General features: G+C 64.9%; 21 protein-coding genes. 7 read left to right on the forward strand and 14 right to left on the reverse strand.

The window, feature by feature from the left end; translation table 11 throughout:
* The 6 genes from xseA to JZZ72_RS25350 form a co-directional block, all read left to right on the forward strand.
* The coding region (gene xseA, locus JZZ72_RS25325) for an exodeoxyribonuclease VII large subunit (protein ID WP_210015343.1) at positions 1-943 on the forward strand (943 nt) is incomplete at its 5' end.
* A gap of 3 nt (positions 944-946) precedes the next feature.
* Complete coding sequence (locus JZZ72_RS25330) at positions 947-1,771, forward strand: M23 family metallopeptidase (protein ID WP_116052986.1); 825 nt, start codon at positions 947-949, stop codon at positions 1,769-1,771.
* A 310-nt stretch (positions 1,772-2,081) separates the two neighbouring features.
* Complete coding sequence (gene leuA, locus JZZ72_RS25335) at positions 2,082-3,755, forward strand: 2-isopropylmalate synthase (protein WP_043860402.1); 1,674 nt, start codon at positions 2,082-2,084, stop codon at positions 3,753-3,755.
* Between the two features lie 146 nt (positions 3,756-3,901).
* Positions 3,902-5,041, forward strand: coding sequence for a hypothetical protein (locus tag JZZ72_RS25340; protein WP_043860401.1), 1,140 nt, complete (start codon positions 3,902-3,904; stop codon positions 5,039-5,041).
* Complete coding sequence (locus JZZ72_RS25345; protein ID WP_210015344.1) at positions 5,041-6,477, forward strand: DUF6384 family protein; 1,437 nt, start codon at positions 5,041-5,043, stop codon at positions 6,475-6,477. The genes JZZ72_RS25340 and JZZ72_RS25345 overlap by 1 nt, the downstream gene beginning before the upstream one ends.
* Positions 6,478-6,481: 4 nt before the next feature.
* Entirely contained in the window at positions 6,482-7,852 is a 1,371-nt protein-coding gene (locus tag JZZ72_RS25350; RefSeq protein ID WP_088514577.1) for a coiled-coil domain-containing protein, read from the forward strand.
* Between the two features lie 42 nt (positions 7,853-7,894).
* Here the strand turns inward: JZZ72_RS25350 and JZZ72_RS25355 are convergent, their stop codons facing one another.
* From JZZ72_RS25355 to zwf, 5 genes are all read right to left on the reverse strand, one after another.
* Complete coding sequence (locus JZZ72_RS25355; protein ID WP_210015345.1) at positions 7,895-8,629, reverse strand: monalysin family beta-barrel pore-forming toxin; 735 nt, start codon at positions 8,627-8,629, stop codon at positions 7,895-7,897.
* 10 nt (positions 8,630-8,639) lie between these two features.
* A complete protein-coding gene (locus JZZ72_RS25360) occupies positions 8,640-9,374 on the reverse strand; it encodes a monalysin family beta-barrel pore-forming toxin (RefSeq protein WP_210015346.1) in 735 nt (244 codons plus the stop codon).
* Positions 9,375-9,550: 176 nt separating this feature from the next.
* Positions 9,551-10,225: a bifunctional 4-hydroxy-2-oxoglutarate aldolase/2-dehydro-3-deoxy-phosphogluconate aldolase gene (locus tag JZZ72_RS25365; RefSeq protein ID WP_043860397.1), complete on the reverse strand. Its 675-nt coding sequence runs from the start codon at positions 10,223-10,225 to the stop codon at positions 9,551-9,553.
* A gap of 17 nt (positions 10,226-10,242) precedes the next feature.
* Positions 10,243-10,956 (reverse strand): 6-phosphogluconolactonase, encoded by a 714-nt coding sequence (pgl, locus tag JZZ72_RS25370; RefSeq protein WP_210015347.1) that lies wholly within the window; start codon positions 10,954-10,956, stop codon positions 10,243-10,245.
* Positions 10,943-12,409, reverse strand: a complete 1,467-nt coding sequence (zwf, locus tag JZZ72_RS25375) for a glucose-6-phosphate dehydrogenase (protein WP_210015348.1) — start codon at positions 12,407-12,409, stop codon at positions 10,943-10,945. The genes pgl and zwf overlap by 14 nt, the downstream gene beginning before the upstream one ends.
* Positions 12,410-12,623: 214 nt before the next feature.
* Here zwf and hexR point away from each other — a divergent pair, with 214 nt between their 5' ends.
* Positions 12,624-13,484 (forward strand): DNA-binding transcriptional regulator HexR, encoded by an 861-nt coding sequence (gene hexR, locus JZZ72_RS25380; protein WP_173925072.1) that lies wholly within the window; start codon positions 12,624-12,626, stop codon positions 13,482-13,484.
* Here the strand turns inward: hexR and JZZ72_RS25385 are convergent.
* The 9 genes from JZZ72_RS25385 to JZZ72_RS25425 all read right to left on the reverse strand — a co-directional run.
* A complete protein-coding gene (locus JZZ72_RS25385) occupies positions 13,477-14,331 on the reverse strand; it encodes a D-hexose-6-phosphate mutarotase (RefSeq protein WP_210015349.1) in 855 nt (284 codons plus the stop codon). The two genes, hexR and JZZ72_RS25385, sit on opposite strands and share 8 nt — an antisense overlap.
* A gap of 111 nt (positions 14,332-14,442) precedes the next feature.
* Positions 14,443-15,753 carry a carbohydrate porin gene (locus JZZ72_RS25390; RefSeq protein ID WP_370409066.1) on the reverse strand — a complete coding sequence of 437 codons (1,311 nt, stop codon included), beginning with the start codon at positions 15,751-15,753 and terminating at the stop codon, positions 14,443-14,445.
* An 89-nt stretch (positions 15,754-15,842) separates the two neighbouring features.
* Positions 15,843-17,003 carry an ABC transporter ATP-binding protein gene (locus JZZ72_RS25395; RefSeq protein WP_210015350.1) on the reverse strand — a complete coding sequence of 387 codons (1,161 nt, stop codon included), beginning with the start codon at positions 17,001-17,003 and terminating at the stop codon, positions 15,843-15,845.
* A 3-nt stretch (positions 17,004-17,006) separates the two neighbouring features.
* Positions 17,007-17,852 carry a carbohydrate ABC transporter permease gene (locus tag JZZ72_RS25400; RefSeq protein WP_043860390.1) on the reverse strand — a complete coding sequence of 282 codons (846 nt, stop codon included), beginning with the start codon at positions 17,850-17,852 and terminating at the stop codon, positions 17,007-17,009.
* Positions 17,845-18,753 (reverse strand): carbohydrate ABC transporter permease, encoded by a 909-nt coding sequence (locus JZZ72_RS25405; protein WP_043860389.1) that lies wholly within the window; start codon positions 18,751-18,753, stop codon positions 17,845-17,847. The genes JZZ72_RS25400 and JZZ72_RS25405 overlap by 8 nt, the downstream gene beginning before the upstream one ends.
* 127 nt (positions 18,754-18,880) lie before the next feature.
* Entirely contained in the window at positions 18,881-20,143 is a 1,263-nt protein-coding gene (locus JZZ72_RS25410; protein ID WP_210015351.1) for an ABC transporter substrate-binding protein, read from the reverse strand.
* Between the two features lie 110 nt (positions 20,144-20,253).
* The gene (locus JZZ72_RS25415) at positions 20,254-21,696 is read right to left on the reverse strand and encodes an ATP-binding protein (protein ID WP_210015353.1); all 1,443 of its coding nucleotides are present in this window, start codon (positions 21,694-21,696) and stop codon (positions 20,254-20,256) included.
* A 19-nt stretch (positions 21,697-21,715) separates the two neighbouring features.
* Positions 21,716-22,471, reverse strand: coding sequence for a response regulator (locus JZZ72_RS25420; RefSeq protein ID WP_054915080.1), 756 nt, complete (start codon positions 22,469-22,471; stop codon positions 21,716-21,718).
* An 88-nt stretch (positions 22,472-22,559) separates the two neighbouring features.
* Positions 22,560-22,755: glucokinase (locus JZZ72_RS25425; RefSeq protein WP_210015352.1), on the reverse strand; the 196-nt coding region annotated here is incomplete at its 5' end.

Raw genomic sequence — 22,755 nt, forward strand, 5'->3', positions numbered from 1 at the left:
GCGTATCGGCATCGTCAGCTCGCCCACTGGCGCGGTGATCCGCGACATCATCAGCGTGTTCCGCCGCCGCGCCCCGCAGGTGGAGCTGACCCTGATACCCACCGCCGTGCAGGGCCGCGAAGCCATCAACCAGATCGTGCGGGCCCTGCAACGCGCCGATGCGCAAGGCTTCGACGCGCTGATCCTGGCCCGTGGCGGCGGCTCGCTGGAAGACCTCTGGTGCTTCAACGAAGAAGCCGTGGCCCGTGCCATCGCTGCCTGCGTCACGCCCATCGTCAGCGCCGTGGGGCATGAAACCGACGTGTCGATCAGCGACTTCGTCGCCGACGTGCGCGCCCCCACCCCTTCGGCCGCCGCCGAACTGCTGGCCCCCGACAGCAGCGACCTGGGCCGACGCCTGGAAAGCCTGCAACGCCGCCTGCTGCTGCGCATCCAGAACCGCCTGGCCCATGACCGGCTGCGCCTGGACAGCCTGGCGCGGCGTCTGCGCCACCCCGGCGAACGCCTGCGCCAGCAGGCCCAGCGCCTCGACGACCTGGACATGCGCCTGCGCCGCGCCTTCGAGCAGCGCCTGAACCAGCGCCGCGAACGCCTGGCACGCCTGGATACCCGCTTGGCCGCGCAGCACCCCGGGCGTGCCCTGGCGCTGCTCAAGCAACGCCTGGACAACCTCGCCGAGCGCCTGCCGCGAGCCATGCGCCAGACCCTCGCCACCCGCCGCCAGCACCTGCAGGTGCAGGTGCAGACACTGCAGGTGGTCAGCCCGCTGGCCACCCTCAGCCGTGGCTACAGCATTCTGCTCGACGAGCGCGGCCAGGCCATCCGCAGCGCCGCGCAGACCCGCAACGGCCAGCGCCTGACCGCCCGCCTGGGCGAAGGCGAGCTGCAGGTGCGGGTCGAAGACAACCACCTGACCCCGGTCACGCTCTCTCTACTGGACTGACTCATGCCCCGACTGTTTGCCCCGCTGCTCGTCCTCTGCCTGGCCTTCGCCGGCACCGCCCAGGCCAGCTACATCACCCGCCAGTTGAACAAGCCGGTGCCCGGCGGCGTCGCGGTGGTCGACCTCGGCCCCGCCGCCCAGGCCCCTCAGGCACGCTTCGACGGCAAGCCGGTGCTGGTGGTACGCGAGCAGGACACCTGGCTGGCCATTGTCGGCCTGCCGCTGACCCAGAAGCCCGGCACCGCCAGCCTGACCCAGGGCGAGCGCACCCTGAGCTTCACGGTCGCCAGCAAGAAGTACCCCGAGCAGCGCATCACTCTGAAGAACCAGCGCCAGGTCAACCCCAACCCGGCCGACCTCAAGCGCATCGACGCCGAACTGGCCGAGCAGCTCAAGGCCTACCGCAGCTTCAGCCCCAACCTGCCGAGCAACCTGCTCCTCGACAAGCCGGTCAACGGCCCGCTGTCGAGCAAGTTCGGCGTGCGTCGCTTCTTCAACGGCGAGGAACGCAACCCGCATGCCGGCCTGGACTTCGCCGTGCCCGCCGGTACCCCGATCAAGACCCCGGCCAACGGCAAGGTGATCCTGATCGGCAACTACTTCTTCAACGGCAACACCGTGTTCGTCGACCACGGCCAGGGCTTCATCAGCATGTTCTGCCATATGTCGAAGATCGACGTGAAACCCGGCCAGCAACTGAGCCGTGGCGCCATCGTCGGACGGGTGGGCTCCACTGGCCGCGCCACCGGGCCGCACATGCACTGGAACGTCAGCCTGAACGACGCACGGGTCGATCCGGCGATCTTCATCGGGGCCTTCCAGCCTTGATCAGCGTCTTGCGCCAATCAAAAAGACCGCGCAACTGGCGCGGTCTTTTTGATTGTTCGGCGCTATAAAATCACGACATTCTTCAGTTTTTAAGCATTCCTCTCAATTTTTTTGCAGTGCTTGCCATCGTTCACCCCACTGGTTAGGGTTGAACCCATGAAAACCACGCACACCCTCATCCTGCTTCGCCAACATCGCAGCCTTTGCCTGGTCAGTGCCCGACTACCAAGCTGAATCGCGTCGCCTCGCCCATTCATCACTTGTACGTTCGGCGGGCCCCTTTCAAGGCCGCACAATAAGGATTGCTTTCATGACCATGCTCAAAGACCCTTCGAAAAAATACCGTGCCTTCGCTCAGGTAAACCTGCCTGACCGCACCTGGCCCTCGAAGACCATCACAGCCGCGCCGATCTGGTGCAGCTCGGACCTTCGCGACGGCAACCAGTCGCTGATCGAGCCGATGGATGCGGTCAAGAAGCTGCGCTTCTGGAAGACCCTGGTCAGCGTGGGCGTGAAAGAAATCGAGGCCTCCTTCCCATCGGCCTCGCAAACCGACTTCGACTTCGTGCGCACCCTGATCGAAGACGGCCACATCCCGGACGACACCACCATCCAGGTGCTGACCCAGGCCCGTGAAGACCTGATCGCACGTACCTTCGAATCGCTGCGCGGGGCCAAGAAGGCCATCGTGCACCTGTACAACGCCACCTGCCCGGCATTCCGCCGCATTGTCTTCAACCAGGACAAGCAGGGCGTCAAGGACATCGCGGTGAACGCGGCCAAGCTGTTCGTCAAGTACGCCGCCCAGCAGCCGGAAACCCACTGGACGTTCCAGTACTCGCCAGAGACCTTCAGCGCTACCGAACTGGAGTTCGCCAAGGAAGTCTGCGACGCGGTGATCGAGGTGTGGAACCCGACCCCCGAACACAAGGTGATCCTCAACCTGCCAGCCACCGTGGAAGTTTCCACCCCGAACATCTATGCCGACCAGATCGAGTGGTTCGGGCGCAACGTGTCGCGCCGTGACAGCGTGATCATCAGCCTGCACACCCACAACGACCGTGGCACCGGCGTGGCTGCCACCGAGCTGGGCCTGATGGCCGGCGCCGACCGTGTCGAAGGCTGCCTGTTCGGCAACGGCGAGCGTACCGGCAACGTCGACCTGGTGACTCTGGCGCTGAACCTCTACACCCAGGGCGTGGACCCGGAGCTGGACTTTTCCGACATCGACGGCGTGCGCAAGGTGGTCGAAGAGTGCAACCAGATCCCGGTGCACCCGCGTCATCCGTATGTGGGCGACCTGGTGCACACCGCGTTCTCCGGCTCGCACCAGGATGCGATCCGCAAAGGCTTCACCCAGCAGAAAGAAGACACCCTGTGGGAAGTACCGTACCTGCCGATCGACCCGGCCGACATCGGCCGCAGCTACGAGGCGGTGATCCGCGTCAACAGCCAGTCGGGCAAGGGTGGCATCACCTACCTGCTCGAACAGGAATACGGCATCAGCCTGCCACGCCGCATGCAGATCGAGTTCAGCCAGGTGGTACAGGGCGAGACCGACCGCCTGGGCCTGGAAATGACCGCCCAGCAGATCTACAAGCTGTTGCAGAGCGAGTACCTGCAAGCCAACGCCCCGTATGCGCTGGTCAGCCATCGCCTGCAGGAAGAGAACGGCCACAGCGCCGTGGAAGTGGAAGTGGCCGGTGAAGGCGAAACCACCCTGCACTGGCGCGGCAAGGGCAACGGCGCCCTCGAGGCCCTGGTGGCCGGCCTGCCGGTAGCCGTGGAAATCATGGACTACAACGAGCACGCCATCGGTGCCGGTACCCACGCCAAGGCGGCGGCCTACATCGAACTGCGCGTGGCTGGTGGTCGTCCGGTGCACGGCGTGGGTATCGATGAAAACATCACCACCGCCAGCTTCAAGGCGCTGTTCAGCGCACTGAACCGCTCGCTGAGCCAGCAGGCTGCTAAGGCGGCGTAAACGCCAACTGACCCGCTGCTGCATGCAATGCCCGCCTCTGATACGGAGGCGGGCATTTTTTTTGGTTGTGCGAAAGCCTGCGGGGCGCTGGCGTGCTCGGTATACTGCCGGCCTCATTATTTTTGCCACACCTGTAAGGACACTCAATGAGCCACTACCTGGAACGGGCACTCACCAGCCTGCGCACCATCGGCATCAACTTCATCCAGCCCGTTCAGGATGCCCCGGTTCTGGTACTGCTGGACCGCGTGGCCCACTACGACACCACCAAGGTCACCTCCATCGCCACCGTGCTGCAGCAGGCCACCAGCTTCAACAGCATGGTGCGCGAGCAGATCGAAGGCATGGACATCTCCACGCGCTTCATGGACATCACGCAGAGCTTCACCTCCATCCGCGAGGACGCCGCCGCCATGGCCGGCTGGATGGATGACGGGCGCCTGGACGCGATGGAAAAGATCAAGCTGACCTGGATGAACGTGCGTCGCGGCTCCATCCCCAGCCGCTTTGCCGATATCCGCGAAAATTACCTGAAGGTGTGCAAGTCGGCCAACGACCAGATCGCCCGCGAGAGCGTGATCCTGGAGTCGTACATGGACTTTCGCATGGCCATGAAAGCCGCCGAGGTGGAAGCCCAGCAGGTGCTGGCCATCGCTGGCGAGGCCCTGCAGCAGCGCACCCTGGCCCTGAACGAGGCCAACGCCCGGGTCGCCGACGCCGAAAGCGCCGAGCCCGCCGCACGCGCCGCGCTGGAACTGGGCCGCGATGAAGCCGTGCGCGCCCTGCAGGACGAAGACAAGCGCTACCAGATCATCAAGGACATCGCCGATGACCTGAAGGTCGGCTACAACACCGCCGAAATGGTCTTTGCACGCATCAATCAGGTGCACGTGATCAAGGAGCGTCAATACCAGCGCATGGTGTCGTTCTTTTCCACCAACGAAGTGGTACTCACCGGGCTTGCCGTGTCGTTCACCGCCAACAGCGGCCTGGCCGAAGCCACCCACACCCTCAATGCCACCACCGACGGCATCAGCCAGGGCCTGGAGTCGCTGGGCAGCACCGGCAACCAGCAGCTCGAAGCCGCGGTCAAGGCCAGCTACGGCTCGACCATCAAGGTCGACTCGGTGCGCGCCCTGGCTGACGCCACGCTGTCGTTCCAGACCGACATGAAGCAGATGGCCGACACCTACCGCGCAGAGTCGAGCAACGCCGCCCGGGATATCGCCGAAGCTGTCGAAGAGGCCAAGCGCAAGTTCGCCGCCCTGCTGACCAAGGCCGCCTGATGAGCAGTGTTCCTCTGTCCGAACAGCTGGGCGCGATGGCGGTGGTCGACCAACTGCGCCATCAGCAGATGCAGGTGCAGGAGCACCTGAACCTGCCGCAGCGCCGCGCTGAAGTCGCCGAGCGTATCCGCACCTACTACCAGGCCCAGGGCATCGCCTATGACGATGCACTGATCGAACAGGGTGTGCGGGCGTTCTTCGCCCGGCGCCTGGCCTTCGAGGCGCCCGAACAGACCGCACTGCAGCGCCTGACCACGCGCCTGCTGCTCAACCGCAGGAAGCTCATGCGCATCCTGCAACTGATCGTCGTCGCGCTGCTGGCCGTACAGTGCACCCGGGTGGTGAACGACACCGCCAAGACCTCCAAGGTGCAGGACAACGTCCGTACGGCCGAGTATCGCAGCAGCGATCTGAGCGCCGACCTTGCGCAGCACCAGTCGCGCCTCGATGCGCTGCAGCAAGCCGTCGCGCAACAGCCCGAGCCCGCGGCCACGCGCATGCTGGGGCCGCTTGCCGAGCGGCTGACGCAGGTTCAGACACTGCTGACGCACCGACCGTGGCCGCAACTGATCGACAGCGACAACCGCGACAGCGTGCAGCAGGACCTCGATACCTACGAACGCAACACCCAGTCGGCGCGCGCGCAACTGAGGCAGGCCGACAAGGGCCTGAACGACGTCCAGGCCATTATCGATGCCCGCAGCCGCCTGCAGGCCGTACTGCACAACCCGGCGTTCACCGCAGGCGCCAAGCGTTTCGGGGTGATGGCGCAGCAGGCCCGGGTGGCCGACCAGGCCATCGGCAACGCCGACACCCAGGGCATCGAGGTGGTCGACCGTGAAGTCGGTGAGCTCGAAAGCCAGCTCGATCGCATTCAGCAAGTCCAGCCGCTGATCCGACGCCTGGACGAAATCGAGCAGCAGTTGCCCGCCCTGCGCCTGCCGCCGAACGACCTGCGGGTGGTGCGTGCCCAGGCCGCCCAGGTCGACAAGGCCATCGACGCCCTGCAGGCACGCCAGGCCAGCGGCCACCTGTCGACGCTTGACAGCCTGCTGGTGTTCGCCCGTCAGGCACTGGAGCTGCGGGTGGTGGACCGCTACGGCGTCAAGTCGGGGGTCGAGCGCTGCTATGACCAGGCGCTGTGCAACCAGGGCGGTGACTCCCTGCAGGGCAAGAGCTGGTACCTGGTGGTCGAGGCCGTGGACGCCGCCGGCAACCCGATCAGCGTGCCGGTCACCAGTTCGGAAACCGGCGAATCGCGCTGGGCGTCCTACTTTGGTGTGCGGGTCAGCCAGGCCGAGTACCTCAAGGTCAAGGAAGACAAACTCAGCGACGGCCACATCGACGACCTCGCCATGGGCAGCAAGCCTGCCAACATGCTGAGCCTGAAATTCAACCAACGTGTCGCCAAACCCGACATGATCCTGGACTGGTGATGACATGAGACCCAGCAAGCTCATCGGTATCGTCGCCGACAATGCACGCAGTTTCGAGCACGTGCTGCGCGACGCAGAACAACAACTGGCCAGTGCCACCGAGCGCCAGATGGCGCTCGAACAGGACATCCTGACCCGCCTGCGCAGCATCGCGACCCTGCAGCTGGAGCACGCCCCGTCGCTGCAGGACGAGGTGGTTCAGGCCCTGCACGAACGCCAGCTGGCCCAGGGGCAGTTGCGCCAGCAACTGCTGGAGGTCGAGCAGCAGATCGCCCAGTCGCTGGAGGAGACCGCGCAGGTACAGGAGCGCCTCGACGACCTCGACCGCCAGGCCCGCGACCAACTGGCCCAGGACCCGACCTACACGGCGCAGATGCACCAGCTGGAACAGGCCATCGCCGCCAACCTCGAAACCGTCACCGGGTATGCCGACATACGCCAGGAGTGTGCCGACAAGCTGCCGATGTTCGGCCGCAACCCGATCTACCACTTCCTGCGTGATCGCGATTTCGGCACCGAACAGTATCGGTTGGGCCGCATCAGCCGCTGGCTCGATGGTTGGCTGGCCAGGCAGGTCGACTACAGCGGCAACCGCAGCAACGAGCTGAACCTGCTCAACATGCAGCAGCGCAACGAGGCACTGCAGCTCGAACGCGACGCGCACATTGCCGCGCTGGAGCAAAGCACCGGCCAGCAACTGGCCGACGCCCAGCAGCAGGCAGGCATGGAGCCGCTGCGCGAAGCGCACAAGGCGTTGTACAAGCAGACCGTGGCCAGCAAGCAGCAGGCCAACGACATTCACGCGCAACTGACCGCATTCACCCACAACCAGGACCCGCACTACCTGCGTGCCCGCCAGTGGCTCACCGACCAGTTGCAGGCCAAGAGCATCGAGCAACTGCTCGAGCAGGTGAAGAAGACCCCCGATACCGCAGACGACCAGATCGCCTTGCAGCTGCAGCGGCTGTACCCGCAGGTCGACGGCGTGGAACGGGCACTGGCCGAGGCGCGCCAGACCCATGGCCTGGCCCAGCAGTCCTATGACCGGGCCAAGGAGCTGGAGCGCGCGCTGCGCACCGACTTCTTCCGTGACGACGGCTATCAGTACAAGGCAACGCTGGGCATCGAACGTCTGCTGTCGGACTACATGACCCGCGATGTCACCCTGGGCTATCTGGTCGGGACCATCCGCGAACACCGCGAACTGGTGCCGCGCGTCGCCGTCGAGCGCAGCTCGTACAGCAGTAGCAGCTCGGGGTCGAGCTGGAGCAGCTCCAGTTCCAGCAGTTCGAGCAGCAGCTCCAGCAGCAGTGGCGGCTTCTCCAGCTCCGACAGCAGCGGGGGCGGCGGCTTCAGGACCTCGGACAGCTTCTGATGGCATGCCCGCTGGCCTGCCGACGCAGGCCAGCGCGGCGCATCACCCGCGCGGGTAGCGCTCGTTCACGCTGAAATCGAAGCGCCAGCAGCCCGCGTTCCTCCGGGAACTGTAGTGCTCGAACAACACCTTTTTCTGCAGTTCGTCCCAGCCGAGCGGGTCCACCGAGGCCTCCTCCAGCACCGTGACCAGCGTGTCGGTGGCAACCGACGACAGGTAGATCAGGTCTTCGCGCATCACCTGCGCGTTGGCATCGAGAATCGGCAGCACCTTGTTGTGCTCGAAGTAGTAATCGATCTCCGACGCGCCCATCACACAGTGTGCGTACAGGATGTGCACCTGATAGGCATAGAACACCCCGGGGCCGACCAGCTTGCGGGTATGCTTCTGGGTGGTGGAGTCGTTCCAGCTTTGCGCAGCCTGGAACGATACCCGGACCTCTGAACTCACCCCCACGCCCTTGAATTCCAGCTGCACGCCACCAGACACTTCGGTGGTACGGCTGAAGCTTCGGGTAAAGCCATGGGTGACCTCGAAGGTGCGTTCATCCTCGCCGTTGCTCGGCACCTGGACGGTGCCGACATGCTCCACGTAAGCGGCAACCGGCACCGAATACATGTCCCACCAGCGCTTGCCGTCGAACATCTGGCCGAACTCGGTGGCATCCTTTATCCAGCAGGCCTGGCGTACCTTGTCACCGCCAAAGAGGTACTTGTCGATGTGGTAGCTCCCGCGCTGTGCGGGGGAGTCGGCGCCAAACACGTTGTCTTCACTCATGACGGTTCCCTCAGTACTTGTAGTGAATCTTCTGGCTTGCGGAAAAATCGAACGACCAGGCGCCGGCATTGCATTCAACCTCGTAACCTTCGGTCAGCACCTTGCGCTGCAGGGCATCCCAGGCAATCGGAGGGGTGGCCGCGGCATCGGCCACCGCCACATACACGGCCGTGCTGATGGCCGACAGGAAGTACAGGTCGGTACGCCCCTGCGTGGCCAGCGTCTTGCTGGTGCGAAACGCCTTGCTCAGCTGTCCGGCCGAGGTCGCGCAATGGGCATACACCAGGTTCATCTGGTAGATGGCGAACACCCCGCTGCCGGGCAGCAGCAGCGTCAGGCGGTTGTCGTTCGGCGCCCCCCAGGCGATGTCGTCGACAAAGCCGGTGTGCAGGCTGGAGAGGATATTGACCCGCTCGATGGCCGACGACACCGAATAGGGCGCGTCCACTTCACGGATGAACTGCTTGCTGTGGCCCTGGGCAAAGGTGATGGCATGGCGCTGGTTGCTCAGGCCGTTGAGCCGCAGGTTATCCACCGCTGACAGGTAGGCGAACACCGGTCGGGTGTAGGTGGCCCAGGCACTGGAGCCAATGCGGATATCGCCGTAGACGGTCTTGCCATTGACCCAGCAGCCGGGTGCCAGGCGCTTGCCGCCGATCAGGTGGCGCTCGAGCGAATAGGACCCGGTCTTGACCGCGTAGCCGCTGAGTCGCGGGTTTGTAGCGTGTTCGATTTCGTCGTCCAAGGTATGCACTCCCTGCAGAAAACCCATGAGTTTTCGATACTAGGGAGGCCGCGACAGGCTCGGCAGCGGGACGTGCTTCCTGGATGGGCAGCGGCCTTGCCGGTCAATGGCGCCGGCAAAAAAAAAGGCGCGCCGACCAAGCGCACCTCAAAGCCGTACAGCACACAACGAATTCTCTAGTCCAGCAACGCCAGCGCCTGGGCACTGCACGCCTGCACGCGTGCCCACTCGCCGTTCTTGATCCAGCTGCTGTCGAGCATCCAGGTTCCGCCCACGCACATCACATTGGCCAGGGCCATGTACTGCTTGACGTTGCCCGGGTTGACCCCGCCGGTGGGGCAGAAACGCACCTCGCCGAACGGCCCGCCGAATGCCTTGATCGCCGCCGCCCCGCCGCTGATCTCGGCCGGGAACAGCTTGAAGCGCCGATAGCCCAGCGCGTAGCCCATCATGATCTCCGAGGCGCTGCTGATGCCCGGCAACAGTGGCAACGGGCTCTCGACCCCCGCCTCCAGGATGTCCTGGGTGCACCCCGGCGTGACCACGAACTGCGCACCGGCCTGTTCCACCGCCGCCAGCATGCTGCGGTCGAGCACCGTACCGGCACCGACGCACAACTCCGGGCGCTGTTCGCGCAGCAGGCGGATGGCGGTCAGGCCGTGTTCGGAACGCAGCGTCACCTCGAGCGTCTTCAGCCCCCCGGCCGCCAGCGCATCGGCCAGCGGCAGGATGTCCTGCTCGCGGGCGATGGTGATCACCGGCAGAATGCGCGCCTGGCCGCAGATGCGGTCGATCAGGGCAATCTTGTCGGCCATGGAAATGCCCGGCTGTGAAGGTTCAAGGGTTGTCATAACGGCGTGTCCTTGGTTCATGGGCACCAGTAGATTTCCAGGGGGTCTTGAAGAAAGGCGCGAATCGGCATCTGCGCCGGGTCGTCACCGCCCAGCGCGGCGCGCAGGGTAGCGAGTTTGCCTGGCCCTTGCACCGACAACAGTGTCGCACCTGCACCGGCCAGCACACGCCGGGTCAGGGTCAGGCGCTGATGCGGCACGCTCGGCGCCAGCATCGGCAGTACCCGGCGCTGGCTCTGGGCCTGCAGGCCCTCGGCCAGGTTGGGGCTGCCCGGAAACAGCGAGGCGGTGTGACCGTCATCGCCCATGCCCAGCACCAGCACATCGATCGGCGGCAGTTGGGCAAGCGCCTGGTCCGCCTGCTCGGCAGCGGCTTCGAGGCTCGCGGCGGGACGGTACAGGCCGACGAACTGCGCCTTGGCCGCCTCGCCCTGCAACAGGTGCTGCGCCACCAGGCCGGCATTGCTGTCGGCATGTTCCACCGGCACCCAGCGCTCGTCCGCCAGGCTGACCACCACCCTGGACCAGTCCAGCGGCTGCCTGGCCAGACGCTGGAAGAACGCCACCGGGCTGCGCCCGCCCGACACCACCAGGGTGGCCTGGCCGTTTTCGTCCATCGCCGTGCGCAACCGCTGCGCCACATCCACAGCCAGGCCCTCGGCCAGGCGCGCCGCATCGGCAAACTCATGTGCCGTCACGCTCGCCGGCAGTTGCAGTTCAGATATCGCCATACCATGCCCTCCCATCGCGGGTAATCAGTGCTATCGAGCTCATCGGCCCCCAGGTGCCCGCCGCATACGGCTTGGGCGCATCACCGGCGTGTTTCCAGCCGGCGATCAACTGGTCGCACCATTTCCACGCATATTCGATTTCATCCTTGCGTACAAACAGGTTCTGGTTGCCGCGCATCACTTCCAGCAGCAGGCGCTCGTAGGCATCCGGAATGCGTGCGCTGTGCCAGGTATCGGAAAAATTCAGCTGCAACGGGCCGCTGCGCAGTTGCATGCCCTTGTCCAGGCCCTGCTCCTTGCTCATCACCCGCAACGAAATGCCTTCGTCCGGCTGCAGGCGGATGATCAGCTTGTTGCCGATCTGCAAACGTTGTTCCGCCGCGAAGATGTAGTGCTGCGGCTCCTTGAAATGGATGACGATCTGCGACAGTTTCTGCGGCATGCGCTTGCCGGTGCGCAGGTAGAACGGCACCCCGGCCCAGCGCCAGTTGCGGATATCGGCCCGCAGCGCGACGAAGGTTTCGGTGTCGCTCTGGGTATTGGAGTTGTCTTCCTCGAGGTAGCCGGGCACGGCCCGCCCCTCGCTGTAGCCCGCTATGTACTGGCCACGCACCACCTGGGTGCTCAGGCCCTCGCCGCTGATCGGTGCCAGTGCCTTGAGCACCTTGACCTTCTCGTCGCGAATGCTGTCGGCCGAGAGGTCGCTGGGCGGGTCCATGGCGATCAGGCACAGCAACTGCAGCAGGTGGTTCTGGATCATGTCGCGCAGTTGCCCGGCCTTGTCGAAGTAGCCCCAGCGGCCCTCGATGCCGACCTTCTCGGCCACGGTGATTTCCACGTGGGAGATGGAGTTCTGGTTCCACTGGGTTTCGAACAGGCTGTTGGCAAAGCGCAGGGCAATGAGGTTCTGCACCGTCTCCTTGCCCAGGTAATGGTCGATGCGATACACGCGGTTTTCGGGGAAGTACTGCGCCACCGCGTCATTGACCCTGCGCGACGACTCCAGGTCATGGCCGATGGGCTTCTCCAGCACCACGCGGGTGCGCTCGCTCAAGCCGACCTTGTCGAGGTTCTCGCAGATGCCGCCGTACACCGCCGCGGCGGTGGCGAAATAGGCGATCAGTGGCGCGTCGGGTTGTACCTGTTCGAGCAGCGCCGGGTAGTCCTGAGCCTGAAGAAAGTCCACATGCAGGTAGCTCAGGCGCGCCATGAAGCGCTGCAGGGCCAGGGCCTCGATATCGCTGCCCACGTGCTTGTGCAGGTGCGCCTCGATCGTCGCCAGGTGCTCCTGCGGGCTGCCGGCTTCGCGGGCCAGTGCCAGCACGCGGGTCTGCTCATTCAGCAGGCCCGCGCGATCGAGCTGGTACAGCGCCGGGAACAGCTTGCGCAACGCCAGGTCGCCCAGGGCGCCGAACAGGGCAAAGGTGCAGGGTTCAACGGTGATCGAAGCCATGATGTTGGTTCTTTTATCAAGTTGACGTAGAAATACCGGTTTCAATCGCAGTTTTCAAGGACTAATGTAGTAAAACTAACAACATATTGCCGTGTATACAGAATCAAGTGGTGCGCCAACCGTGCCATCAGTACGATAGGCCACCGCGTAAAAAGCCGTCTGCCCGTGGCAGCCGGCGGCCTCCCCGACCCAAGGACATACCCCCATGGACCGCGTGCGAAACCTCCTGGAGCAGATCCAGGGCCGCCTCGACGAGCTGAACAAGGCTGAGCGCAAAGTCGCCGAAGTCATCCTGGCCAACCCGCAGCAAGCCACCCGCTTCAGCATCGCGGCGCTGGCCCAGGCAGCCAAGGTCAGCGAACCCACCGTCAACCGCTTCTGCCGTTCGTTCGGCGTCAGCGGCTACCCCGAGCTCAAGCTGCAACTGGCGCAGAGCCTGGCCAGCGGCGCCGCCTATGTCAGCCGTGCGGTAGAAGCCGACGACGACCCTGCATCCTATACCCAGAAGATCTTCGGCAGCGCCATCGCCTCGCTCGACAGTGCCTGCCAGCAGCTCGACCCGCAACTGGTCAGCCGCGCCGTCGACATGCTGATCCAGGCGCGCCAGATCCACTTCTTCGGCCTGGGCGCCTCGGCCCCGGTGGCACTGGACGCACAGCACAAGTTCTTCCGCTTCAACCTCGCCGTGTCGGCGCATGCCGACGTGCTGATGCAGCGCATGCTGGCCTCGGTGGCCCATACCGGCGAGCTGTTCGTGATCATCTCCTACACCGGGCGCACCCGCGAACTGGTCGAAGTGGCGCGCCTGGCGCGGGAAAACGGCGCCTCGGTGCTCGGCCTCACCGCTGCCGACTCGCCACTGGCCAAGGCCAGCAGCCTGAGCCTGAACATCCCGCTGCCCGAAGACACCGACATCTACATGCCGATGACCTCGCGCATCATCCAGCTGACCGTGCTCGACGTGCTGGCCACCGGCATGACCCTGCGCCGTGGCGTGGACTTCCAGCCGCACCTGCGCAAGATCAAGGAAAGCCTCAACGCCAGCCGCTACCCGATCGACGACGAACTCAATTGAGCGAATGCGCCTGCAACTGCAGGTGCGCCCGCTCCCCCGGCGCCAGGCTGAGGCTGTCGCTGCTGCCACTGGCGGCCTCGACGCAGATGAAGCCCTGGGTCTCGCTGCCGCTCACGCCCATCAGCGGCCGGCTGCCCGGATGCCACACCACTGTGTCGTCGCTGTCGCCGGTATCGATGCACAGCCGACGCTGCCAGGCCGGGTCGTTGACCTGCAGGGTCGCAGCATTCTGGAACACCCGCTGACAGCCGCCCTGCACTTTCAAGGCGCCCTTCTGCTGGCATGCCTGACGCCTCAGATGATCGTACCCCCTCGCATTCTCGAGCCCAGATAGCGCTATCTCGGAAACGTCACTAATACGCCAATAGGCCAGCAGAGCATGACTCAACTGGCACGGCAGGCTGTCCTGGTGCTCGGTGCTCAGTTGCAACTGCATGCGCTGGCCCAGGTTGGCCACCAGGTCGACCTGCCAGTCGCACAGTTGCAGGCGCCACGTGAGGGTCACACCCTCGTCGCTTTCGCTGCTGTCGATCAGTTTCCAGTCGAGCAGGCGCGCCCAGCCGTGGGCCGGCCACATGTCTTCACTGGGGTGACGGCCGTACCAGGGCCAGCACACCGGCACACCGCCACGAATGGCGCCGACCTGCGGCCACTGCGCCGCGCACCACAGCCACGGGCGTTCGCCACGGGGCTGGAAGTGCAGCAGTTGCGCGCCCTGGCGACTGAACACCGCCTGGCACTGGGGGTGATCGATGATCAGCACGTCGCGCTGCTGGTAACGCTCCCACTCGAAGGTCGGTCGCGGCCGCTGCGAGGTGAAGAAGCGTTGAAGCGGGTGCTCGGACATGTTTCGGGACTCTTGTTGTTAGGGGGGCCTGTTCGCCGGCAACGCCGGCTCCTACAGAAGTCGACCTTGCCGGCAAAACGCCGAATTGGCGTAAATTTACAACATATCCCCTCAGAACGACGACTGAATCTTCAGCCCGGCGACGACCGCGTTGTCCACCTCGCTCACCCCGCCCGGATGACGGATGTACTGAAGGTTGGGGCGCACGGTCAGCCAGTTGGTCACGTGCACGCCGTAGTACAGCTCGGCGTTGTACTCGGTACGCTGGATCGGCACGAAGCCCATGTCGTTGTAGTCATCGATACCGCTGACCCCATTGAGCTGCTGCGCACGCTTCTTCACGTCATCGTTGACATGAATGCGCGCCACGCCGAAGCCGATGTCGTCCTTGGGCCGCGAATCGAAGGCGCCCTTGTACACCATGCCCACCTGCTGGTAGTTGTCGACCACGTTGGTGGCCTTGTCGTGCACGGTAAAGTTGGCGAACAGGCTCAGGCCGCGATTGGCATCGCCGTTGTGAGCAGTAACCTGCTGCTGCGCCACCACCCACCAGCCATGCTTGCTCGAATGCGACTTGGGGTCTGCGCCAGTCAGGCCCTGGGGTTGACCATTGACATCCTCGTAGATGTCATCGGCCTTGGCAGTGCTGTAGTAGTAACCCAGGCGGTACTCGCCGGGCAGGCCGTTGACCCTGGGGGCCCACACCAGCTCCACCGGCAGGATCATGCCCTTGGTGCCGCTGCCGCTGAGCTTGAAGCCATTGCCCGTCTCAAGGTTCGAAGGGTTCTGCTCGAACACCCCGACCTGGGCGAAGAACTCCGGCGTGAGGTTGTATTTGGCGCGCAACGCCCACTGGCTGACCGGCCAGTTGTACCAGATGCTGCCCACCCAGTTGCCCACCTGCGAGCCGCAGAAAGCCAGATTCTGGAAATCGCAGGGGAAGCTGTTGAACTCCTCGCCCGGGCCGAAGCGCCCCGCCTTGAGGTCGAGCTTGCCGTCGAAGTAGGTCTGCTTGACCCACATCTGGGTCAGGCGCCAGGTCTGCCCGCGGCCCCACACCTCCTGCACCGAGCTGAACTGCCCGGCCCGAGGGTCGCTGATGCGGTCGTTGGACAGGTTGCGCCCGCTGCGCTCGGTGATCGCCAGCTTGAACTCGGCGTCGTGCCAACCCAGGATCTTCTCCAGGTCCATCTTCACGCCCAGGGCGAACTGGTCGCTGTAGCGCGCCGTCTTGTCGTTGTTGTAGCCACCCTTCAGGTTGCCGGCAACCTCGCCCACGTAATCCAGCGAAAAATCGTAGCCCTTGTCCAGCAACTCGGTGCGTGTGCCGCCCCAGTCGCCACTCATCCACTTCGACTCCGGGTCGAAGGCGCCGGCAGCGTGCGCCCCGCAACTGACCCCGAAGGCCGCCAGCAGGGTCATGCAGCCCCGCGGCAAAACACGTTTGAAATGATCCATCCCCTGTGTCCTCGTCTTATTGTTTTCGATGGTGTCCATGCTTTACAACGAATTCAGCGGCCCCTGAATTGGGCAATGTTGTCGGTGCCGACCGTATCGAGCGGTGCACGCCCGCGCCCCAGCCGTTCGCCCGTTTCTGCATCGAACAGCAGCACCCGCGCAGGATCGAACTGCAAGCTCAGGCTTTCGCCGACCTGCGGCGCGAACTCCGGTGCCAGTCGGCAGCACACCTTGGTCTGGTTGAGGGTCACGAACACCAGGGTGTCCGGCCCGGTCGGCTCGGTGACCTGCACCTGGGCGCGAATGCTCGGCAGGCCATTGCCTTCGACCCCCGCCAGGCTGATCTGCTCCGGGCGAATGCCCAGGATCACCTCGCGCGCCTCCAGCCCCGCCTCGCCGGTGCCCAGCGGCAGCTCGCAGCGCCCCTGGCCGCTGTCGAGCAGGGCCAGCAGGCGACCCTCCTGGCGTTGCAGGCGCAAGGGTATGAAGTTCATCGGCGGCGAGCCGATGAAACTCGCCACGAACAGGTTGGCCGGGTCGTTGTAGATCTGCTGCGGGGTGCCGAACTGCTGGATCAGCCCATCCTTCATCACCGCCACCTTGTCGCCCAGGGTCATGGCCTCGATCTGGTCGTGGGTCACGTACACCGTGGTGGTCTTCAGGCGCTGGTGCATCAGCTTGATCTCGGTGCGCATCTCCACCCGCAGCTTGGCGTCGAGGTTGGACAGCGGTTCGTCGAACAGGTAGATCCTGGGCCGGCGTGCCAGCGCCCGGCCCATGGCCACGCGCTGCTGCTGCCCACCGGACAGCTGGCCGGGCTTGCGCCCCAGCAGGTGCTCGATCTGCAGCAGCTTGGCCACCCGCGCCACCTCCTCGTCGATGGCCGCCGGGGTCATCTTGCGAATCTTCAGGCCGAAGGCGATGTTGTCGCGCACGTTCATGGTCGGGTACAGCGCATACGACTGGAACACCATGGCGATGTCGCGATCCTTGGGGCTCATGCCACTGATGTCGGCGTCGTCCACCAGAATCGCCCCGCCGCTGATCTGCTCCAGCCCCGCGATGCAGTTCATGAGGGTGGATTTGCCGCAGCCCGAAGGGCCCACCAGGATCAGGAACTCGCCCGAGCCGATCTTCAGCTCGATGTTCTTCAGCGTGTCCGGCAGGCCGCTGCCGTAGGTCTTGTTGACGTTGCGCAATTCAAGCGTTGCCATGTTCTACCCCTTGACCGCGCCGGCGGTGAGCCCACGCAGGAAATACTTGCCAGCCAGCACATAGACCAACAGGGTCGGTAACCCGGCGATCATCGCCGCCGCCATGTCGACGTTGTATTCCTTGGCCCCGGTGCTGGTGTTGACCAGGTTGTTGAGGGCCACGGTGATCGGTTGCGCGTCGCCACTGGCGAACACCACGCCGAACAGAAAGTCGTTCCAGATCTGGGTGAACTGCCAGATCAGGCACACCATGATGATCGGGATCGACATGGGCAGCAGGATGCGCCCGAAGATGGTGAAGAACCCCGCGCCATCCAGCCGCGCCGCCTGCACCAGGGCCTGGGGCACGCTGGTGTAGTAGTTGCGGAAAAACAGCGTGGTGAAGGCCAGGCCGTACACGATGTGCACCAGCACCAGGCCGGTGGTGGTACTGGCCAGGCCCAGCTTGCCGAGGGTGAACGAGGCCGGCAGCAGCACCGTCTGGAACGGCAGGAAGCAGCCGAACAACAGCAACCCGAAGAACAGCTGCGAGCCGCGAAAGCGCCACATCGACAGCACGTAGCCGTTGAGCGCCCCCACCAGGGTGGAGATCAGCACCGCCGGCACGGTGATCTTCACCGAGTTCCAGAAATACCCGCCCACCGCGTCCCAGGCCTTGACCCAGCCGATGCCGGTGATCACCTCGGGCCAGCTCAGCAGGTTGCCGGTGCGGATGTCGTCGGGGCTCTTGAAGCTGGTCAGCAGCATCACGATCAGCGGCACCAGGTACACCAGGCAGGCCGCGATCAGGGTGGCGTAGACCGCCAGGCGGCTCAGGCTCGGTCGACGAGCAGCAAGTGAACTACTCATGGCGCTTGCTCCTGAGTTCCGAATACAGGTACGGCACCAGGATCGCCAGGATCGCACCCAGCATCAGGATCGCGCTGGCCGAGCCCATGCCCATCTGGCCGCGGCTGAAGGTGAACGAATACATGAACATCGCCGGCAGGTCCGAAGCGTAGCCCGGGCCACCGGCGGTCATTGCCGCCACCAGGTCGAAGCTCTTGATCGCGATGTGCGCCAGGATCATCAATGCACTGAAGAACACCGGGCGCAGGCTGGGCAGCACGATGCGCAGGTAGATGGTCGGCAGGCTCGCGCCATCGACCTGGGCGGCGCGGATGATCGACGGGTCGACCCCGCGCAGCCCGGCCAGAAACAGCGCCATGACGAACCCCGAGGCCTGCCACACGGCAGCAATCACCAGGCAGTACACCACGCGGTCGGGGTCGACCAGCCAGTCCAGGCGAAAGCCTTCCCAGCCCCAGTCGCGCAGCATCTTGTCCAGGCCAAGGCCGGGGTTGAGCAGCCATTTCCAGGCGGTGCCGGTGACGATCATCGACAGCGCCATGGGGTACAGGTAGACGGTGCGGATAAAGCCTTCGCGGCGGATACGCTGGTCAAGCAGCACCGCCAGCAGCACGCCGACCACCAGGCTGATGCCGATGAACATGCCGCCGAACAACAGCAGGTTCTTGCTGGCGACCCACCAGCGGTCGTTGTCCATCAGGCGGGCGTACTGGGCCAGGCCCACCCACTTGTAGCTGGGCATGAAGCTCGAATTGGTGAACGACAGGACGAAGGTCCACAGGATGTAGCCGTAGAAGCCCACCAGCACGATCAGCATGCTCGGCGCCAGTACCAGTCGGGGCAGCCAGCGTTGCAATGCATCGAGGGGTGAGGCCTTGTTGAGGACGGCGATAGTGCTCATCGGAAGGTTCTCGGTTGGAAAGGCGGCGCGTTGCGCCGCATCGCGGGTCAAGCCCGCTCCCACAAAGTCATCGCAGTACCTGTGGGAGCGGGCTTGACCCGCGATGAGGCCCGAAAGATTCAGCGGATCATTTAGCCGACTTGATCGCCGAATCCAGCTGCTTGACCGCCTTGGCCGGGTCGGCCTTCGGGTCATTGAGGAAGTTGGTCACCACATCGAAGATGGCGCCCTGCACCGCCAGGCTGGTGGCCATGTTGTGCGCCATGCTCGGTTGCAGGCCATCGCCCTGCTCGGCCGCCTTGAAGTCCGCGGCGGACTTTTGCGTGCAGGCATCGAACGGGCCCATGTCCATGTCCTGGCGTACCGGCAGCGACCCCTTGTTCTGGTTGAACACGGTCTGGAACGCCGGCTCCAGCGCCACCTTGGCCAGGTCGTTCTGGGCCTTGATGTCGTTCTCGTCCTTGAGCCTGAACATCACCAGCGAGTCGATGTTGTAGGCAAAGCTGCCCTGGGTACCGGGGAACGCTACGCACTCGTAGTCCTTGCCGGCGATCTTGCCCGCAGCGGTCCATTCGCTCTTGGCCCAGTCGCCCATGATCTGCATGCCGGCCTTGCCGTTGATGACCTCGGCGGCCGCAACGTTCCAGTCACGCCCGGCACGGTTGGGGTCCATGTAGGTGCCCAGGCGCTGCAAGGTGCTGAACGCCTCGATCATCTGCGCACCGGTCAGGGTCTTTTCATCCAGCTCGACAAAGGCTGCGTGGTAGCCCTTGGGCCCGAGAATGCTCAGCACCACGTCCTCGAACACGGTGCTGTCCTGCCACGGCTGGCCGCCGTGGGCCAGGGGCACGAAGCCGGCAGCCTTGAGCTTGTCGGCGGCGGCGAACAGTTCGTCCAGGGTGGTGGGCACCTTGGCCCCGGCCTTGGCGAACACCTGCGGGTTGATCCACAGCCAGTTGACCCGGTGGATGTTCACCGGCACGGCCACGTAATGACCGTCGTACTTCATGATGTCGGCAACCTTTGTGGGCAGCAGCGCGTCCCAGTCGTTGGCCTTGGCCACATCGTCCAGGTTGGTCAGCAGGCCCAGCGCGCCCCAGTCCTGGATGTCCGGGCCCTTGACCTGGGCAGCGGCTGGCGGGTTGCCGGCCACCGCGCGGCTCTTGAGCACGGTCATGGCGGCCGCGCCGCCGCCCCCGGCCACGGCGTTGTCCTTCCACACAAAGCCGTCCTGTTCGATCTGCTTGCGCAGCGTGTCCACGGCCGCCTTCTCGCCACCGGACGTCCACCAGTGGGTCACCTCGACCGTGCCGGGTTCGGCAGCCAGGGCGCTCAATGGCAACAGGGAAGCAAGGGAAACAACGGCGGCGAGGCGATTGATCGCATTCATCAAGGGAAACCTTTCTTGTTGTTATGCCGGTGCAAGTCATGCTGCTTGCGCGTGAATCGAAGTCTAGCCACCCCCTGGGGCGGCAGAAGTAACGAAGGGATGCGCGAATGTCACCGACCTGTGGCATTCACCCGCTGGCCCGCACTGCGCGGCAGGCTCAGGGTGACCCGCAGGCCGCCTTCGCGCAGGTTGCGCAGGCTCACCTCGCCGCCGTGGCTGTGGGCGATGTTGCGCGCGATGCCCAGCCCCAGCCCGTAGCCCTGCTGCTGGCCGGCCAGGCGCACATGTGGCTCGAACACCTCTTCCTGGCGCTGCTCCGGCACGCCGGGGCCCTCGTCGTCCACCTGCAGCACGAAGCCGGTGGCACTGTCGATGATGCGCAGGTGCGCACGCTCGCCGTACTTGAGCGCGTTGTCGATCAGGTTGCCGATGCAGCGCTTGAGCGCCAGCGGCTTGCCCGGATACGCCGCCAGCGCCCTGCCCTGCACGGTGACGCGCGCACTGGCCAGGTAGGGTTCCACCAGGCAGTCGAGCACCTGGTTGAGGTCGATGGGTTCGATGTTCTCGTGGATGTCGGTGTCCTTCACGCACTGCAGCGCGCCCTTGACCAGCAGCTCCAGCTCGTCCAGGTCACGGCCGAACTTGTGTTGCAGCTGTTCATCCTCCAGCAGCTCGACGCGCAGGCGCAGGCGCGTGATCGGCGTGCGCAGGTCGTGGGAGATCGCGCTGAACAGTTGGCTGCGCTCGGTCAGGTAGCGGCTGATGCGTTCGCGCATGGCATTGAAGGCGCGCCCCACCTCCACCACTTCGCTGCCGCCGCCCTCTACCTCCGGCGGCGCGTCGGCGCCCAGCGACAGCTCCCGCGCCGCGCGTGCCAGGCGCTTGAGCGGACGGGTCTGCCAATGCACCAGCAGGCCGATGAACAGCAGCAGAAAGAAACTGGTCAGTGCGATGAACCCCACCTGCTGGCGCGGCAGGCCCTCGGCCTCGAGGCTGGTGTAGGGCTCGGGCAGCAGCGAGGCGATGTACAGCCATTCGCCCTCGCCCAGGCGGATCTGGGTCACCAGCACCGGCGGGTTGACCGGCTCCAGGGTCAGCGAGTAGTGCGCCCAGGAGCGCGGCAGTTCATCGAGCTTGAGCCCGCTGTTGAACAGACGCAGTTGCTCGGGGCCGACGAACTCCACCGAGATTTCCATCTGCTCGCCCAGGCGCTCGTGCAGTACCTGCTCGAACGCTTCGATCACCGCCTGCTTGCGCGGGGTCACCGGCAGCACCTGCATGTCCAGCGGCCGGTCATTGAGCGACACCACGAAGCGCGTGCCCCCCATGCTGCGCAGCTGGTCCAGCACCAGCGGCCGGTAGGCCAGCGGCAGCGAACGGAAGTAACTGACACTGGCGGTCATCGAATGCGCCAGGCTGCGCGCGCTGGCCAGCAGCCCTTCGAGCTGGCTGGCACGCAACTGCGACACCCAGATCACGCTGGACAACCCCTGGGCCGCCGTCACCACCAGCAGGGTCAGCAGCAGCATGCGCCCCAGCAGCGAGCGTGGCAGCGGCAGGCGCCAGCGCCGCTCAGTGCGCGGGCGCAACACTGGCCGCCAGCAGGTAGCCGCTGCCGCGTACGGTGCGGATCAGTCGCGGAGGTTTTTCGGTATCGCGCAGACGCTGGCGCAGGCGGCTGACCGCCATGTCGACGATACGGTCCAGCGGCATCGGCTCGCGACCACGGGTGGCATTGCCGATGGTGTCGCGGTCGAGGATCTGTTGCGGGTGGTCGAGGAACAGCTTGAGCAGGGCGAAATCGGCGCCAGACAGGATCACCTCTTCGCCGTCGCGGTGGAACAGGCGGTGGCTGACCGTATCCAGGCGCCACTCGTCGAAGGTCAGCACGTCACCGCCGGGGCGTTCATGCATGAAGCCGGCGCGGCGCAGCAGGGCCTTGATGCGGGCTTGCAGCTCGCGGGGGCTGAAGGGTTTGCCCAGGTAATCGTCGGCGCCCAGTTCCAGGCCGATGACGCGATCGGTTTCGTCGGAACTGGCGGTGAGCATGATGATCGGCACCCGCGCCTGACGCGGATGCTGTCGCACCCAGCGGCACAGGCTGAAACCGTCTTCGTCGGGCAGCATCACATCGAGGATCACCAGGTCGGCGCCGTGTGTGTCCAGGGCCTGGCGAAAACCCTGGCCATCGGCCTGGGCCTGCACCTGGAAGCCGCATTTGCTCAGGTAGGCCTGCAGCAGTTCACGGATGTCCTGGTCGTCATCGACCAGCAGAATCGACTTGGTCACGGTTGTTGTCCTTGTCAGTGCATTCCTTGGCGGCCCCATCGCGGGTCAAGCCCGCTCCCACAGGTACGGCATCGAACCTGGTGGGAGCGGGCTTGACCCGCGACAGGGCCCGGCCAGTCACTCCAACTCAGGCGTGCTGGGCCAGTGCCTGCTGCAACGCCACTCCCGCCCCTTCCAACCCGGAATACTCCGCCGTCACCAGCCACACCGGCACCCCTTCAAGGTAGGCGCTCATGCAGCCCTTGTCGGCAAAACTCGCGGCAAAGCCGCTGCGCAGGAACAACTCAGCAAAGCGCGGAATCACCCCGCCCACGATGAACACC

The sequence above is a fragment of the Pseudomonas palmensis genome, assembly GCF_017848315.1.
Lineage (GTDB): Bacteria > Pseudomonadota > Gammaproteobacteria > Pseudomonadales > Pseudomonadaceae > Aquipseudomonas > Aquipseudomonas palmensis.